The 16,905-nt window shown below is 43.4% G+C and carries 17 protein-coding genes; 14 read left to right on the top strand and 3 right to left on the bottom strand.

All coding sequences use genetic code 11. The features are described 5' to 3' along the window. The first annotated feature begins 114 nt into the window (after window positions 1–114). From CYJ37_RS04635 to CYJ37_RS27610, 5 genes are all read left to right on the top strand, one after another. Window positions 115–681 carry an RNA polymerase sigma factor gene (locus CYJ37_RS04635; protein ID WP_101548205.1) on the top strand — a complete coding sequence of 189 codons (567 nt, stop codon included), beginning with the start codon at window positions 115–117 and terminating at the stop codon, window positions 679–681. After that, the gene (locus tag CYJ37_RS04630) at window positions 659–2,263 is read left to right on the top strand and encodes a DUF4179 domain-containing protein (RefSeq protein ID WP_101548203.1); all 1,605 of its coding nucleotides are present in this window, start codon (window positions 659–661) and stop codon (window positions 2,261–2,263) included. The genes CYJ37_RS04635 and CYJ37_RS04630 overlap by 23 nt, the downstream gene beginning before the upstream one ends. A 785-nt stretch (window positions 2,264–3,048) precedes the next feature. Continuing rightward, entirely contained in the window at window positions 3,049–4,113 is a 1,065-nt protein-coding gene (locus CYJ37_RS04625) for a hypothetical protein (RefSeq protein ID WP_142385221.1), read from the top strand. A 39-nt stretch (window positions 4,114–4,152) separates the two neighbouring features. Beyond that, entirely contained in the window at window positions 4,153–4,635 is a 483-nt protein-coding gene (locus CYJ37_RS04620; RefSeq protein WP_101548199.1) for a hypothetical protein, read from the top strand. A 32-nt stretch (window positions 4,636–4,667) separates the two neighbouring features. Next, a complete protein-coding gene (locus tag CYJ37_RS27610) occupies window positions 4,668–4,793 on the top strand; it encodes a hypothetical protein (protein WP_257964171.1) in 126 nt (41 codons plus the stop codon). Between the two features lie 227 nt (window positions 4,794–5,020). On the opposite strand, the gene CYJ37_RS04615 is transcribed toward CYJ37_RS27610, so the two are convergent. Continuing rightward, window positions 5,021–5,359, bottom strand: coding sequence for a YlbF family regulator (locus tag CYJ37_RS04615; protein ID WP_101548198.1), 339 nt, complete (start codon window positions 5,357–5,359; stop codon window positions 5,021–5,023). Window positions 5,360–5,497: 138 nt separating this feature from the next. Between CYJ37_RS04615 and CYJ37_RS04610 the strand changes: the two genes are divergently transcribed. The 4 genes from CYJ37_RS04610 to CYJ37_RS04595 all read left to right on the top strand — a co-directional run bounded on the left by CYJ37_RS04610 (window position 5,498) and on the right by CYJ37_RS04595 (window position 10,072). Continuing rightward, window positions 5,498–6,340, top strand: a complete 843-nt coding sequence (locus tag CYJ37_RS04610) for an alpha/beta fold hydrolase (RefSeq protein WP_101548196.1) — start codon at window positions 5,498–5,500, stop codon at window positions 6,338–6,340. Next, the gene (locus tag CYJ37_RS04605) at window positions 6,333–7,217 is read left to right on the top strand and encodes a GNAT family N-acetyltransferase (protein WP_101548194.1); all 885 of its coding nucleotides are present in this window, start codon (window positions 6,333–6,335) and stop codon (window positions 7,215–7,217) included. Before CYJ37_RS04610 ends, CYJ37_RS04605 begins: the two co-directional genes overlap by 8 nt. A gap of 14 nt (window positions 7,218–7,231) precedes the next feature. Beyond that, window positions 7,232–8,245, top strand: a complete 1,014-nt coding sequence (locus CYJ37_RS04600; protein ID WP_180827245.1) for an SDR family oxidoreductase — start codon at window positions 7,232–7,234, stop codon at window positions 8,243–8,245. A gap of 138 nt (window positions 8,246–8,383) precedes the next feature. Further along, window positions 8,384–10,072 carry a methyl-accepting chemotaxis protein gene (locus CYJ37_RS04595; RefSeq protein ID WP_101548190.1) on the top strand — a complete coding sequence of 563 codons (1,689 nt, stop codon included), beginning with the start codon at window positions 8,384–8,386 and terminating at the stop codon, window positions 10,070–10,072. A 35-nt stretch (window positions 10,073–10,107) separates the two neighbouring features. Here CYJ37_RS04595 and CYJ37_RS04590 read toward each other — a convergent pair whose 3' ends face one another. Next, window positions 10,108–10,443 (bottom strand): hypothetical protein, encoded by a 336-nt coding sequence (locus tag CYJ37_RS04590; RefSeq protein ID WP_101548189.1) that lies wholly within the window; start codon window positions 10,441–10,443, stop codon window positions 10,108–10,110. A 313-nt stretch (window positions 10,444–10,756) separates the two neighbouring features. On the opposite strand from CYJ37_RS04590, the gene CYJ37_RS04585 reads away from it, so the two are divergent. Next, window positions 10,757–11,344 (top strand): DUF2441 domain-containing protein, encoded by a 588-nt coding sequence (locus CYJ37_RS04585; RefSeq protein WP_101548187.1) that lies wholly within the window; start codon window positions 10,757–10,759, stop codon window positions 11,342–11,344. 42 nt (window positions 11,345–11,386) lie between these two features. On the opposite strand, the gene CYJ37_RS04580 is transcribed toward CYJ37_RS04585, so the two are convergent. After that, window positions 11,387–11,713, bottom strand: a complete 327-nt coding sequence (locus CYJ37_RS04580; protein ID WP_101548185.1) for a hypothetical protein — start codon at window positions 11,711–11,713, stop codon at window positions 11,387–11,389. A 239-nt stretch (window positions 11,714–11,952) separates the two neighbouring features. Here CYJ37_RS04580 and CYJ37_RS04575 point away from each other — a divergent pair, with 239 nt between their 5' ends. Genes CYJ37_RS04575 through CYJ37_RS04560 form a run of 4 tightly spaced genes read left to right on the top strand, consistent with a single transcriptional unit; the run spans window position 11,953 to window position 16,898 of the window. Next, complete coding sequence (locus CYJ37_RS04575) at window positions 11,953–12,669, top strand: response regulator transcription factor (protein WP_101548184.1); 717 nt, start codon at window positions 11,953–11,955, stop codon at window positions 12,667–12,669. Continuing rightward, window positions 12,659–14,134, top strand: a complete 1,476-nt coding sequence (locus CYJ37_RS04570) for a sensor histidine kinase (protein ID WP_101548183.1) — start codon at window positions 12,659–12,661, stop codon at window positions 14,132–14,134. Before CYJ37_RS04575 ends, CYJ37_RS04570 begins: the two co-directional genes overlap by 11 nt. Beyond that, window positions 14,124–15,185, top strand: a complete 1,062-nt coding sequence (locus CYJ37_RS04565; protein WP_101548182.1) for a LolA family protein — start codon at window positions 14,124–14,126, stop codon at window positions 15,183–15,185. Before CYJ37_RS04570 ends, CYJ37_RS04565 begins: the two co-directional genes overlap by 11 nt. Before the next feature lie 12 nt (window positions 15,186–15,197). Further along, window positions 15,198–16,898, top strand: a complete 1,701-nt coding sequence (locus CYJ37_RS04560) for a M56 family metallopeptidase (RefSeq protein WP_101548181.1) — start codon at window positions 15,198–15,200, stop codon at window positions 16,896–16,898. Window positions 16,899–16,905 lie beyond the last annotated feature (7 nt).

Below are 16,905 nucleotides of genomic sequence, written 5' to 3'. Positions count from 1 at the left end.
CAAATATCCTGCAGCTGCTATTTTTTTTTGAAAAAACTTGAGATTTTTTTACCTCTGTATCCGTTATTATAGAAGAATCGGACAAAAGGACATGAGAAGGAACGGGAGGTACATATGGAAGAGGAAGCAATATGGATAAAGAAGGTGCTGGCCGGAAACAAGCAGGCTTACGGGCATATCATCAATAAATACAAAAACCCTTTGTACGCAACGATACTGAGGATGACAAAAAACCCGCAGGATGCCCAGGATCTGGTCCAGGAGGCATTTATCAAAATTTACAATCAGCTTGGCAAGTATGACCATAAAGGGGCATTCTCAAGCTGGCTTTACCGGGTTGCGGTGAATCACTGCATGGATGAATTCAGGAAGAAAAGCTCCCAAATCAAGCAGGCGGAAATAAACGAGGCCTCTGCCATCAACACAAAGCACCCGGAAGTCATTCTTCTGAAAAAAGAGAAAAACAGGCAGGTAGAAAAGCTGATCAGCACACTGCCGGAGGATGAAAGGATTATTATACTCCTTCGCTATGCCAATGAATTGCCATATGAGGAAATTGCAGAAACGACAGGCATGCCCTTATCCATGGTCCGGAACAAGCTTCACAGGGCCAAAAAGAAAATGAGGGAAACAGTAAAAAAACAGGGAGGCTATTATAATGAATTGTCCAACGGCGGATAAAATCTCTCAATATACCGATCAGCTTTTAACCGAAAAGGAACAGTCTGAACTGAAAAGCCATATCGCAGGCTGTCCGTCTTGTGCTGAAGTTGCTGGTTTATTTGAACATGAAGCTGAATTCATGAAAGAAACCCTGCAGATGCCGAAGCTTCCCGACGATTTTGCAGAGGTCATCATTGGGCAGCTTGAATCATACAGACCAAAAAGAAAGTTTGTACCAGGGAAACGGATTGCCGCAGCGGCAGCCGGACTGCTCCTGGCTGCAGGAATCAGCACGGTCCCCGGTTTTGCAGACTGGGTGGGAGGGTTATTTTCCTCCAGTGAGGTAGATGACGGTCTGAGACTGGCATCTCAAGAAGGACTGGCGACCCGGGTGGATATTGCTGCAACAGATCAGAACACAACGTTCAAGATAGAGGATGTAGTCGCGGATACATCAAGAATTGCGCTTTCTTTTAAAGTATTGGATTCAAACGGTAAACCGCTTGATACCAGTATCAGTATGGATGACACAGAAAACAGGATCGCAGCATATGACCAGAACGGCAAAGAAATTGAAGGCCACGCGATGCGCTGGACAGAAGACTCCGAGTATGGATTGATAGAGTTCTCATTGAGGGATCGGAACGACTTGGAAAACGTCCTCGTTAAAATCGATCTTAAGGAGCTGAACGGAAAACAGGGGAACTGGAATGTTGAAGTTCCTGTTGATTTGAAAGAAAAACAAAAGTATACCAGCAGGCTGGCGCTTGATGAGCACAGCACCACTTCCAATGGAGTCTCCATTAACCTCAAGGAAGTGCAATTTGCACCTTCTTCAAACGAGCTGATCTATGAGACAGCTTTTACGAAAGAGGAAAAAGCTGAAGTGGAAGCCAGAATTAAAGACCTTGAAGAGAAGTTTTGCAAGGAAAATGTAGGGATGTTCTCCGGATTCGGAACGGCGATTCAATATCATATTGTGAATGATAAAAATGAAGCTGTTTATAAGCATAATACCTTTGCTGAGGGGCAGGGCCATCCCAGCGATGAGGGCTCCATATCAGGTTCCGGCAAAGATCTTGACGAACTTGGGGCTGTACGATGGAATGAATCATTTATCCCGCAGAAAAATAGAAGCAGCTATGCCATGGTACTCGATGGCGTAATCAAAACCCTGCCAGCCGATTTTTCAATTAAAATTAAACCGGACGATCTCAGGAAGAAACCAGTCAGCTTTGAATACGAAGGCAATCACTTAACGATCAAAGAAGCAAAGAAGAAAAATGACTACTCGCTGCGAAAATCGCTGCTGCCAATTCAAAAGGAAACCTATTTTGAAATCGAGATGGAGGGTGGCAAGGAAGTACCTTCCGCTGATTTTGAGTCATGGGTGATGACGGATGATAAAGGAAATGTCTATCCCCTGTATCATAGTGGTTCCATATTAAATGAAAAAGACAAAAATGGGCGCTTCAAAACTTCTATCGATCTCAAAGCGTATGATCTGGAGAAAGAGCCGGAAGAACTGACATTGCATCTCATATCTGTAACCCGATATTATGAAGCGGATAAAGAATGGAGAGTCCCGCTCTCTAAATAAATCCTTACAAGGAAAACAGGCAGAAAGATGCCTGTTTTCTTTTGGCTCTTTTAGTAAAGAATGTTGCCATTTTATTAAGAAAATATTTTTTACATTTTATGGTATTGTAACCTAATAGAGTGGCCCGGAAGCCTTAATATAAGGGGAGGTTCTCCGGTTAAACTGCTGATTATGGCACGGGTAGGTATTAATAAGCGGAGAATTTCCGGTTAAGCGTAGCAAAGTTGTCCATTTTCCTGTTTTTTGAGTCGATAGGCGGAATTTCTCCGTCTATATAAGCCAATTTCAGGGTTTTTTCGAAATTAGGGGAAATTGCTCCGCTTATTTTTCAATCTGTTACTAATCCTCATTCAGGGGCGGGAAGGTCCGCTCTTTTTTTGCTGGGGGGGAAGAACCCGCCTCATGAAAGAAAGAGTACTCTCTCCGACTTATAAGGATGGCAAGACAGAAGCAACCAATAAGAAAAGAGCCTTTCTTTTTTATAGGAAGGGAATATTTGCAACTTTTTGGAATCTTATTCGTATATAAATTAACTTGGTTTGGCTGTACAGCTGCAGGGGGGGATATTCATGGAAGGAAAAAGTACAAAGAGAAACACAAAATGGCAGCGTCCCATTTTATGGGGATCCGGCGCATTATTGATCATAATGGTGATGCTATATTTTGACAAAGAAAAGGTTTTTAAGGAAGAAAAGCCGCCCATGCCAGTGATTACAGTCGGGAGCACCGAGGTGCAGGCCATCTTGGGGTCTTATCGGTGGAATGATGGACTCGTGGAGAGAGAGATGAAGGATATTACCAAATCTCTGAAATATCAGCATGTATACGAAAATGAGGAAATGAAGGTTGATTTTCCCGACGAAGGTGACATCCCTGTTTTTATAGGAAAAAGCACTCTGATGCCTAACGGAAAAAAATTTCCTGACTTATTGCCGAGTATATTGGGAGAAAACGGCTTATTCAGTGAAGGCGAGGGAATTCGAACAGCAGTCTTACAGGCATATTGGAAGGATGGAAAAACAGCTGAGTATTATCTTCCTATAAAAATTGAGAAACAGCCCCAGAAAGAACCTTATTTTCCAAGGTTCAAAGGCCAGTATTCCATCGTGATAATAGAAGAAGAGGTCACCCTGGAAAAAGATTTGGAGATAAGAGCGAAGTTAATACAGCAGTATCCCCCTTCATTTATAACAATAGGGGGGTATACAGATTTACAAAGAGCAGAAGAAGAGCTATCGGAATTAAATATTAAAGAAGTACCTTCCTATATACTATTGGACGAGGAAGGAGAAGTTTTCCGCAGCAAAGAACTCGGGTCAATGGAAAAATTTATTGATGAAAATGTACTTCCTGAAGCAACCAGCAAGGAAGGAATTGTAACCGAAGTCAACCGTGAACAGGGCTTTATTAAAATAGATGAGGTTCCATTCTGGATTGATAAGGGAGCAAAGTATCATACAGGCCAGAAACTTGCACTTAAAGCGAGATATCCAGAAGACGGTCAATTATGGTTTCCAATTCTGGAAGAAGTCAGGGTTCTCGAGGAACAGGATAAAATCTTTAATGGCAGTAACTGGCTGTCGAATGAAAGTGGTAAACTGTCCATACTTGCTATCGGAAATAAATCAAAAGAGAAAATGGACTTTTTGAAAAAAGAGGGAATTAAAACTGTTGTGAAGACTTCAGCTGAAAACTCTCTTAAAATGGAGAACGGAAAAGAGCTGACCGATTATACAGTTTTTGTTTTTAACGAAAAAGAGCTTATTTTTCAGACAGATGTTTATGATAAATTGCTTAAATTCCTATACTCTAAAGAGAACTTAGATACACGAATGAGTATCATTCCCTAATGAAGGTATTTTAGGAGCGGTAAAAGGAGGAATCAATAATTGAGGCTTAGAAAGCTGATCCAGAGAAAATTGACTGCTTCGTTTGCTGTCTCAGCAGCCGTCTCCATACTGTGTGCTTTTTTTACTGTCTATGATACTGAATCTGCCCCTGGACTAGGGACTGCCTTTCTAAGCTGGCTTCTGTTTTTTATGCTCTATGCCGGAACTATTATCTTTTTATACGGAAACCTTGTTTCGTTTCTGCTTGAAACTCTGCAGAAACGGGTAGCTATCCTTAGGAAAGACTGGTTTTATATTTTTCTCCACGGACTTTTCGGATTGGCAAACGGACTGCTTTTTCAGAATACGATTGCAGCATTATGGGGTACGGGAGCTGCTCTTTTATACGCTCTACTGGACAGGCGGCTTTTCAAAAAAGAAGGCAGTACTTTATTTATTGTATTGCCTCTCTTATGCGCCGGTTTGCTATGGGGCTATTTCCTGCTGGCATCAGATCCGCTGCCCCCTTTTACTGAGAAGTAACGCTTGATTTTGCTTCACAGGGAGAAGGGTCGATGACTGATCACTTTACCAAGAGCGAAGGAAAATGGAAAGGCAAGATTAAAGGTTATCAGGTGGTAAAAGAAACGTCATCGAAAAAAATAGGGAGAGAAAAATTCATTATTACATATAAAGAATGATGGGAAAAAGTTGAAAGTCCGGTTCATGGTATTTTTCGTATGAAGTTGGCCGCCAATCTTTAAATGGCAAAGGATGGGTAGGAGAGGAGCCGCCATATTATAAGGAAGAGGGCTGACCATAAATTGGCACAGCTTGTACCTCATTTAAAAGGAAAGCAAATATGCTTTCCTTTTTTTAATATGGAAACTGAACTAATCTATAAAGCATATTGCCTGACGATCTTCACTCAGCCATAAATTTCTTCCATCGGCCTGGCCAAAATCATATTCAGTTCCTGGATGGCCTGGAAGATTTGTTCTTCTGCCTGCAGGTAAGAAGCGGTTTTTTGATTTTGCATCAGACTGGATTCCAGCATCTGCAATTTTTGAATATCAGCAGCGCCAAGATTTTCCCCGCGGATTTGCTTTTCCTGCAGTAAGTGGTGGATGCTGCGGAAATCCTCGATCAGCTGCCTTGCTGCCGGATCAGCATTAATTTCTGCTGCCAGCTTCCTCAGCAGCTGGTATTCCCTGCTTCCGCGTATAATGGTTTCCAATGCAGGCCCCTGCTCTAATAAAGCTCTCATTGTATCCCCTCCATTAGCCTAGATAATACAGCGTATGTGCAAATGAAAAAAAAGTTCGAGTAGCCAAAAATAGCTGGATTAAATTCAGAATAAAATGATAATATTAAATAGACTAACTAGTTTATTTGGGGGGGACCTATGGAATCTGCTCTTGTTACGTTAAGAAATGAATCTATTTTTGTTAAGCAAATGGGGGAAGGTAAACCAATCGTGTTTTTGCATGGGGGCCCGGGAAGTGAGCACCGTTTCTTTCTTCCTCATCTTGAACCTTTGGCCTCACAGTTCCAACTGGTATTTTATGATCAGCGAGGCTGCGGTGAGTCTTCTTTTAGTGAAGAAGCGGTTTACACCATGGAGGAAGAAGTTGAAACTTTGGAAGCGCTTAGGCAGCATCTTGAAATCGGCAGGCTGAATTTGGTCGGGGAGTCGTGGGGTTCCATGCTTGCACTGCTGTATGCCTCAAAATATCCGGCAAACGTAAGCAGGTTATTTCTAACCGCGGCAGTCGGAGCAAAAACAGAAGGATATGAGAATTTTGGCCGTTTGCTGATGGAAAGGCTCTCTGAAGAAGAGCAGGAGCGGTTCCATCAAGTTACAGAGGACTACAAAAAAGGCAAGGCAGCTGCCGCAGATATCTTTCAGATCATTGATCCGTATTATTTATATGATAGTGATAATCTTGCCAAGAAAACTGCGACGATTAGCAATAGCATTGTAAATTCACAGATCGGGGAAGATATTCTGCAAAACTACGAATCCCGTATCAGTCCGGCCGCACTGGCTGATATTCCTGTTATGGCAGCACAGGGTGAAGGGGATATCCTGACTCCCGATATGCTGGAGGAGCTGCTGCTTCCCCTTATTCCACATGCGGCAATTGAAGTGATACCTAAGTGCGGCCACTGGACTGCTATTGAACAGCCGGCAATACTAATGGAAAAAATAATAGATTTTTTTTCAAAGGAGAAGAGAAATGATTGAAATCAGACGCTTGTCAGATTGCTCGATAAATGAAGCGGTAACAGCCTGGAACAAAGGGTTTGAAGGATATTTCTTCAATGCAGCTACAACACCGGAAAAGTTTGTTGCAAGGATGGCAGCTGAAGGCCTGTCGCCGGATTTGTCGATTATCGCTTTTGCAGAAGGAGAGCCAATCGGCATTGTTAAAAGCGGCATCCGGGAATTCAGGGGAAGAAAGATTGCCTGGAATGGCGGCACAGGTGTTGCTTCTTCCTGGCGCAGCAAAGGGGTCGGACGGAGGCTGATAGAAGAATCTATAAAAATATATAAAGAAAAAGGTGTCCAAATTGCCACGCTTGAAGCAATCAGTGAGAATACGAAAGCCATTAGCCTTTATGAAAAATTGGGGTATCAAAAAGTGGATGACCTTGAATATTTAGAGCTGAAAGGACGATTGGAGAAAAATCCTTTATCACTGGCTGATCAGAAATTTTACGAAGTAATGTCAGTATATCCTCAAGAGGTATCCGCCCTGGACTTTTACAAGGGAACAGATCCATGGCAGACTTGCTGGCAGAATGCAGCAGGCGGCGAATCATTGATTGCATTAGAAGGTGGAAATGCCATTGGGTATGCTTTCTTCCGCAAGGGCTTCTCTGCTGAAGGAAGTCATATGGCAACCACCCTGTTCCAGCTGGAAGCGGAACAGGGCAGGAATGATCGGCGGGAAATAGGCGCTTATCTGCTGTCCAGAGTATTTGGGGATTTTAGCGATGATATTCGAAGAGTTATACCTAACTTTCCTGTAAGCGGCAATAAAGAAATCTATGAACTATTGTCAGCTATAGGATTTACGCCTGCCGTAAACCAGGTTTATATGATGAAAGAGTTATCATAAAGGGGGTCATGCGAATGAAGGTTTTAATCATTGGCGGTACAAAATTCATGGGTCCGTATGTGATAGAAGAGCTTTCTCAAAAAGGCCACAAAGTTGCTGTTTTTAACAGAGGGCAGACAGAAGCATCCCTGCGGGAGGATATTATTCGCATCCACGGTGATATCAGTGAAATTAATAATCACAAAGATGAGCTTAGGGGCTTTCGTCCGGATGTTGTCCTTGATATGATTCCCTTCACTGAAAAGCATGCTGAGACTGTGAGGGATATTTTCGAAGGAACCGCAGACCGGCTTGTGGCAATCAGCAGTGCAGATGTATACCTCAGCTTTGGCCGGCTGCTTGGAACAGAACCCGGAGAACCAGTTCCCACACCTTCCAGAGAGGATTCTCCATTGAGGGAAAAGCTTTATCCCTACAGAGAAAATGTAAGCGAGGAACACTTTTATTATCATTATGACAAAATTCCCGTAGAAAAAGTGTATATGGAAAGCGAAAAACTTAAAGGCACAGTCCTGAGGCTTCCGATGGTGTATGGGCCTGGCGACAGACAGCACCGACTTTATCAATATATTAGGAGGATGGCAGATAAAAGGCCGTATATATTATTGGATGAAGTTCACAGCAGGTGGAAGACCTGCAGAGGGTATGTTGAAAATGTCGCCCATGCAATTGTCGCTGCTATTGAAAATCCCATGGCTGCAGGAAAGATTTATAATGTTGCAGAAAATAATTTTTCAGAGAAGGAATGGGTCGGCAAAATTGCAGAAGCAATGGGGTGGCAAGGTTCAATAGAGGAGGTTGAGGAAGGGAAACTTCCTTTAGGCATGAATGCCCGCCAGAGCATTGATCTTTCATCCGAAAGGATTAGAGAGGAACTGGGTTATAAAGAAATCATCCCATTAGAAAATGGGCTCCAGAAAACCATTGAATGGGAGCTTGAAAATCCGCCTGAAGATTCTGCTTCACAAGATATTGATTACGATAAGGAAGACAGCATAATGAGGGATAGAAAAATTCATAAAGAATAGGCATTTCAGGAGAATGAAAAAAAGATTTTAACTACTTCAATAACTGAATAATTCGAATTCAACATATTGACTGAAAATCCTGCAATATCTGCCGATATGTCATATGAACAAGCTGACAACAGAGAGAGAGGGAGCTTAATGAGAATGACAATCGGGAGAAAGCTGTTTGCGGGGTTTTCAGGAGTTCTGATTCTGCTGGCAGTCATGTCGGTGATCAGTATTACGCAAATTAATTCAATCGACAGCCAATATTCGGAGCTGATAGACGATCAGGCTGCAAAGCTTATGAAAATCAAGGAGCTTAACATTAATATTGCAGAGCAGCAGAGCAATCAGGGCAGCTACCTGGCGCTTGGCGAAGAGAAGTATTTGAAGCAGTTTGAGGAAGGGCACTCTGCCTATCAAAAATCAGGCAAAGACCTTCAATCCACTATCAAACAGGAAAAATCGAAGGAATTATTAAAGGATCTGAATAAACTTGAGCTGCAATATTATCTTTTCTCGCAATCAGTGTTTCAATTAAAGCAACAGGGAGAAATGGAGCAATTGGCAACACTTGTTTCCAAACAGCAAATTGTAGAAAACTTTAATAAAAAAATTAAAGAACTCTCCCAGTATCAGGAAGGTCTTATGGCAGATGGGCAGTCAGCGGTATCAGAGAAATCCGGGCAAATTATGCTGGCAGTTTCTTTGATCGGGCTTGCAGCTATGATTATAGGAATTCTTGCCGCTTATCTGACAGCAAGGATCATTTCAAGGCCTGTCAAGCTTCTATCAGTTGAAGCAAAGGAAATTGCAGGCGGAAATCTGGCAGTCCGGAAGCTGAACGTGCGGAATAAAGATGAAATCGGCCTTTTGGCAGAATCTTTTAATCTAATGGCACAAAATTTGAGGAATGTGATTCAAAGAACTGTTGAAAATGCCGAACAGGTGGCTGCTTCCGCCGAACAGCTGACAGCTGGTGCAGAGCAGTCAGGGGCTGCTGGCAGACAGATTGCTGCTGCCATGAATAATGTGGCGTCAGGTTCTGATAAGCAGGTGCAATCGGTAGAGCAGGCTTCTATTACAGTAGGGCAAATGTCTGCCGGTGTAAGGCAAATTGCAGATAATGCCGCTGCTGTTTCCGAAACTGCCGCTGGTGCAGTAGGCCTGTCAGCAGAGGGCGGCAAGGCGATCGGTTCCGCAATCGAACAAATGAGTTCTATTCATGAAACCTTTGCAGGGCTGGAAGATGTCATTAAAAAGCTTGGCCAGCGGTCACATGATATTACGCATATAATAGAGGCCATTACTGGTATAGCAGATCAGACCAACTTGCTTGCACTGAATGCGGCAATTGAAGCTGCACGTGCTGGCGAGGCTGGGAAAGGTTTTGCAGTGGTTGCAGATGAGGTCAGGAAGCTGGCAGAGCAGTCGGCAGATTCTGCCCGGCAGATTTCCGGGATCATTTCAGCCATTCAGCAGGATACAGGCAAAGCCATTTCGTCGATGGCCGATGCAGGCAAGGAAGTAGAAAGAGGAATCACGGCAGTTGGTGATGCAGGGGGAGCCTTTAAAGAGATCGGGGATTCTGTATCAGGAGTTACAGCACAGATTGAAGAGGTTTCAGCTGCTGTGCAGCAGCTTGCAGCAGGAGCCGAACATATTGTGCAGGCGATAGATGACATAGCTGCTGCAGCCGAAGAGTCAGCTTCAAGCACCCAGGAGGTTTCTGCGTCAACAGAAGAGCAGCTGGCTTCCATGGATGAAATGTCTGATTCTGCGGCATCGCTTGCAAAAATGGCAGAAGAGCTGAATGAGTCAGTCAGCCGGTTCAGATTGAAATAGCAAAGCAATTGAGCATCGCATTAGCGGTGCTTTTTTTAACATCCTTTAATCGTGATGGAAATAGGTTCGGCGGCAGGAATGATGGGCAGGTCTTCAGGTGGAGGGTCAAAAACAAAGGGGCTGGGATTGTCATTATTAAAAAGAATCTGTTCAATGGCACTTGCGGCATAATCAATCGATTGAAACCTCAAGGTCCGCTGATTGAATACAGATTCTACAGGCACGGAAACCAGCAAGGAATAACAAAAGCTTTCTTTTAAAAAACTGACCTCCATACGCAAATTCCGCTCCGTAAAGATATGGGTTATGTCACAATCCCTGTAATACATAAGATTCAGAAGCATGTTCCGAATTTCTGTTTTTGTGGTCATCCTAATTCCTCCTATCCTTCGAGATGGGATGGGACTAAGAAAAGTCTGAAGGATCCCCTAACACTTCTTGCTTTAATACTAACAGTAAATTCCAACATAATCGATAAGCATTTATGTATAATTATGGGAGCGCTTGGCGCTATTTGGCGGTTGTAGCTGAAATGCTACGGTATCTGGGGAAAAATGCAGGTGGAATGTATAAATTGGATCAGTTTAATGAGTGAAAATGTATTATTAAAGATTTTCTTGCAGACAAATTCCCAATAAAAATTAATATAATTAGAATAAATTAGAATAGTAGAGGAGGACGAAAATGGACAGTGAATTTTATGTGTATCATCTTGTGACTAACACTAAAATGGAGCCTGGGCAGCGAATCCAGTTCGACCGCAGTCAAAAAAATTCATTATATCGGTTTTTCTTTGAAAGGGAACAGTTTAATTCCAGAGGTGAAGACTTTATTCAAATCTTATATGGGAAATCTACAAATGAAGGACTGAATTTGGACAGAGAAAATACAGAGACAGCCATAAAGTATATGAGCCAGACAATTAGAGCTATTAGAGAAGTAATTGTTGAAATGGTCAGGCTCCAGGAATATCCACAGTATCCTTCCAGATTATCCTGCCTTTATGCAGCTGAAAGCTATGAAGACGTATTGAAGTGGAAAGAAATATTTGATTTTTACAATAGAAAAGTTTTACAGATCGTTAAGCTTCGAGTATTCGGGAAATCTTTTAGAGGTGATGGTGATCTTCTGCCAAAAGAGGATGGAGCTCCTTTTGCTCAGAAAATTGAACAAGCCAGAGAATATTGGAGGGGCGGCAGCAACCATGTACTCCCGGAAATATTAATAGATGGAATCATTGAAGTGACAGAAATAATGGAGGATTTTTCATAATCCCCAAAAAAAAGATGGGCAGCTAAGAGCCCATCTTTTATGCTACTGACAGCTGCAGCGGTGTAAGCGGCAATAGAGTCTGCCGCAGCGGGTGCAAACTTTATATTCCTCAGCTGGTATCTGCTCTCCGCATTCCCCGCAGGCTGCTTCTGGAGACACATGGATGCCATTATTAAAAAATAGGTCTGCCTCAAGAGAGAGGACCTGGTTTTTTTGTTCTGCAGGAGAAAGATATTGAAAGTCTACAAAATAATCTTCTGTTATTAGATTCTCCACCTTCTTGCTCCCCATATAAATACCCTTGGCCAATCTGACAAGACTATAATTTCCTCCAAAATCTTTAATAATATATAATTCTCCTGATTTCACCGAACCACTCCTTTATATACTACTTCTGCAAAAAGGGACGTATCCCTTTTTAAACCGGATTGATAGTGTTGTAATATATCAATATAATAAATAGAATAAAAGGTAAATGATGGTTTAAAATTTCAAACTGCCGGGAACAGGCCTGGCAGTTTTATTTGTTTTAAAAATTATGAAGAGTTTATAAAGTTTTCAGAGATACATTTATCATTTTTTATAATGGACTGGAAGGGGAGGGGCATATGGCAAAGCAAGCAAGACTGCTGCTCGTGGAGGACGATGGGCAGATCGCCAAAATCATTTGTGATCACTTACGGAAGGATGGTTTTAGTGTGGCATGGGCATCTACCGGAAAAGAGGGGCTGGAGGAATTTGCTGCAGAGGTCTTTGATCTTGTGCTCGTCGATCTCATGCTTCCTGAGCTGGACGGTTTCACCCTGCTGCGGACCATTCGGAAGACGCATGAAATTCCAATGCTGATCATCAGTGCAAGGTCAGAAGATGAAAGCAAAGTGAAGGGTTTTAATCTGGGAGCGGATGATTATATCACAAAGCCATTCAGCCTTGAAGAACTGAGTGCAAGGATTTCTTCCCATTTACGCAGGTACAGAAGATATCAGGGAGTAGAAGATACCAGCGAGGTGAATGTTTATCAAAAAGGCCTTTCAATCGACTTTTCTCAAAAAGCAGTTCACTTGGACGGTCAGTTGCTGAATCTGACTGCAAAAGAATATGAGCTGCTGCAGCTCCTGGCTAAAAATCCGTTTGAAACATTTACAAAAGAAGCTCTGCTTGAAATGGTCTGGAAACAGGAGGACATTTCCGCAAGCAATACGGTAACCGTGCATATCAAAAGTCTGCGCAGCAAGCTGAAGGATACTTCAAGGTCAGCTGTTTTCATACAGACGGTGTGGGGTACTGGCTACCGTTTCATTGGAGAAGAAAAGGATGAAAATTAAAAACTGGCTCAGAATCAGTTATCTGGCGGTGATGCTGCTTCCGCTGCTGTTTCTCTTCCTTTTATATCTCAGTATTTCTGAGTGGGATGAACAAAGAGATGTTATGGAATACATGGAAGTGCAGCAAAAAATGCAAGAGCTCAGTCCCAGCCTGGAAGACAAAAATCTTTATGAAATTCAGCCGGCCAGCAAGTATGAGAAGCTCAGACAGCTTTCCACCGAAAAGCTCAAAATCGCTCTCTACCGCCCAGATGGAATTTCCCTTTTTTCCTCACTGGAGGACATGTCGGTGAACAGGCTCCAGCAGAGGAGGCCGGAAGATTTGTATAAAGGGCTTAATGAAATGAACAAAAACATGAGATCTTATGTTGTAAAAAAACCAGTATTTGAGGATGGCAATTTAATAGGGATTTATGAGGTGACCTTCGCCAGGCAGACCTGGATGGAAGGCGTTGAAAACCGCACCCTTCTTTACGGGATATCATTGGCAGCATTCCTGCTGGCAGTGTATGCAGCAGCAGCGCTTCTGATAAACAGAAAGCTGAATCGTCCGCTGGAGCGGCTTGAAAACCAGATGGAGCGCTTTGCCGGCGGAATGCCAATCGAAAGGGAAAAGGCTGCAGGAGATGAAATTGGTGCACTATACGAAGGCTTCTATCAAATGAAGGCCCAGCTGGAAAAGTCCCGGGAGGAAATCATTCAGCAGCAGAAGGAGAAGGAATTTATTTTAGCAGCATTATCCCATGATATGAAAACACCGCTCACTGTCATACAGGCCTATGCAGAAGCATTGACTGGCAGCCGTCCCTTAACCGCCCAGGAAAATAGAGAATACAATGAAATTCTAATGGAGAAGCTCGGCTACATGAAGCAGCTGATCGATGATCTAGCTCTTTATGCATCCTTGCAGACCGGCCAGAAAAAAATTGAGCTTACAGATGTTGAAGGTGAAGAGTTCTTTGAATATCTTTTGTCAGGATATGAAGAGCCTTGCTTGAAAAAAGGAATCAGGCTGAAAGTGGAAACGCCGGTCACCGGAATATACAGCCTGAATGCAGGCCAGATGATAAGGGTAGCTGACAATCTAATGGCAAACGCCATCCGGCATACTGGTGAAGGAAACAGCATCCTCGCCGCAGCTGTCTCTGGAAATGAATCACTGCCTGATGCTGTTTACCCTCCATTTAGGGATGAACTGGAAGAGTGGAGAAAAGATGGAGCAATACTCCTGGTACAAAATGAAGGAAGCTATATCCCGGAAAAGCTGCAGAAGACAATTTTTCTCCCGTTTGTCCAGGGTGAAGACTCAAGGACGCATGGAGGAAGCTCAGGTATCGGGCTGAGCATAAGCAAGATGCTGATAGAGCAGCATGAGGGGAAAATTAGTGTATGGTCCAGTAAAGGCTATGGAACCTTATTTGCCTGCTGGATTAGAGAAAGGATGGTAACCAATAATGACATTTAAAAAGATGATAACAGCAGCAGGTGCAGCGGTCTTGATTCTTTCAGGCTGCAGCGGAAGCATCGATGTTTCTTCTGATGAGATCGTTTCAAATGTATTGGAATCTGGAAAAGAACCGGCAGCATATTTTGGGACAGGATCTTACAAGATTTATAGTGATGGGGAACTTGCCGAGAATGCTTCTTTTGAAGAATATGCAGATAAAGACGGAAAAAGGAAAATAATCATGGAGAACAGCGGAGAAGATGGAAAACGGTTCATTGCCATCAATGACGGCAAACAGCTCATCAGCTATGAGGAAGGAAGCAAGACGGCACAAGCAATGGACATCAGTGGGCTTGAGCTTCCAACCGCAATGACGCAAAAAGAGCAGATTACCGGAATGCTTGAAAATCTCAGCGGTACGCATTCATATGAAGTGGCCGGGGAAGAAGAGATGAGCGGAAGGGATGTTTATCATTTGAAAATAAATGCCAAGTCAAAGGAAAACCTGCTTGGCGATATGGAATTCTGGGTTGACAAAAAGACATGGTTTCCGATTAAGTCGGTTTCCAATTCAGGGGATAATCGATCAGAAGTGATCTATGAAAGTGTTGATTTTTCCCCGGATTTTGCAGCTGATGAATTTAAGGCAGATCTGCCCGAAAATGTTGAGATCGTATCGATTGATTCCAGTATGGAAGCCACTGAGGGCACGGCTGAAGAGGCTGCAGAAAAGCTTGGCATGCCTATCCTGATCCTGGAAGAAAGCTTGGAGAGAATTGAATGGACAGAGCTTGGGGGAGAGTTGGCACGGACCGAGGTGACGGCCTATTATTCCAAAGACGCTATTCCAAGCTTCAGCATCTCAACATTCCCGGTTCCTGAAGGAGAGGGCATGGAGCTTGACGGCAAAGAAGTCACTGTAAGGAATATTGCTGGTTTTTATGAAAAAGAACTCCGCATGATCAGCTGGGATGAGGAGGGACTCCGCTATGTGCTGATGATTGAACATCCTGATTTGAGCAAAGAGGAAGTCATTCAGGAACTCGAAGGCATGGAGCCTGTCAGCTAAAGGAGGAGAATCATGCTGCCAAGTATAACTGAAATGCTGGTCCCGATATTTTTGGGATCTGCGATTGCCGGAATCGGCCTGCTGACCGGCAAACACCGAAAATGGGCAGCTGCCGCAGAAATCCTGCTGGCTGCTGCTTCAATCGGCTGGCTGATCTATAAAAATGGATTTCTGGATAGCCTTTTGCTGATTTCCCTTCTTTCCAGTGCCTATTTCTCCCTTTTTCTGGCCGGATTCGGCTATAGAAAGTACCGGGAGCTGAAAGAGGAGCTGGGCCGGATTGAGGCTGAAGAATGGATGGTCAGCAGGAATGCCGCAAGAATCTGGACTGATATTCTGATCAGCCTGGCCGTCTTTCTGGGAGCCATATTATTTCTTATATACGGCCCTGAGGCCAGTCCGCTTAAGGTGTTTCTCCTTTTCGGACTCATAGCTGCCGGGGCAGAACTGGGAAAACGTGTAATTGTCTTTATTACATTAAGAATCTATTTTTCTGAAGAAAAAAATATGATATTCATTGTTTCCAAGCTCGATTGCCGGGAGCTGCCTCTTTATGCTTTGAAGGAATACAGGGAAGAAGAAGCGGCAGATATTCTGAGGCTTCACCCCCTGCTGACTCTTTTTACTTCAAACAGCGATTTTACAACGAGCCTGGGGCAAGTTCAGCGTATAGGGGCAGCAAATGAAACGATCTTCCTCAATGTAGCCGATACTGTCAGGCTGAAAGAAATCATCAGACGCTGTCCGGAATGTCAAACAGGAAAAGAAGCTCCAGCTGTTCTGCCTCTTTATCACTGGAAAAACCTGAAGCGGCTGGCGGGAAAGCTTTATTATGCAGTCACAGTAAAAGGAATATCAGCGTATACATCAATCATTCTTATCCTCTACTTCTTAGAAGCGAACTCCTGGGTAATTGCAGCCTCAGCGTTCTTGTATTGGCTCATCAATTTGTATCTGTCTGACAGAGTTTTAAAAGCAGCTATGGATGCAAAGGAAATAGAAGATGCGGAAATCAGGCAGATGGCTGAGAGAATTTTTACTAAGGCAGGAATAGCGGGAGTAAAGGTTTATGAAACTGACTCTCCGCAATATAATGGCCTGGCCACTGGCATGAACATCGGGCGCGGGATGGTAACAGTGACAACAGCTACCCTGGCTTTGCCTCCTTCAAGCATAGAAAGCATTCTTGCCCATGAAGCTATACACGTCAAAAAGAGGGATGTCCTATGGTCACAAATCTGGAGGATCGCCTACTTTGGCCTGCTGGGATTAGCTATATGGCTTCTTTTAGATAAGGTTCCCGATATTGCTGATTATCCAATTCCTGTTTTTATTGGCGTCTGGCTTCTAATGATGTTTCTGCCTATATATCAATCTTTTATTTCTCAATGGATGGAAGTAAGAGCAGACCAGCTGGGGGCACAGCTTCTTGAGGGTGGCTATAGTCAGATGGCTGAGGGGCTTGCAGACCTGGCAGAAAGGCAGGACCAGGAAGTTAATCAGTCAGCCGAATACCGTGCGGCTAAAGATGAAAAAAGGAGAGTCATCTCCTCACTTGAACGCGATAAGCTCATCTGGCGCCTCATTGAGTTCCAGTTTATGCCCCATCCGCCGATGTATTGGCGAGTGCAAAGCTTGAGAAACAGCACTTCACCTGAAGGAATGATCAGGAGATGGGCGGCAGACAGGATGAAGGAATCGTTTACAAGGTAATGGTTGA

It is taken from the genome of Bacillus sp. UMB0728, from assembly GCF_002858875.1.
GTDB classification, from domain to species: domain Bacteria; phylum Bacillota; class Bacilli; order Bacillales; family Cytobacillaceae; genus Bacillus_AB; species Bacillus_AB infantis.
This window is presented reverse-complemented; position numbering and strand designations above follow the sequence as displayed.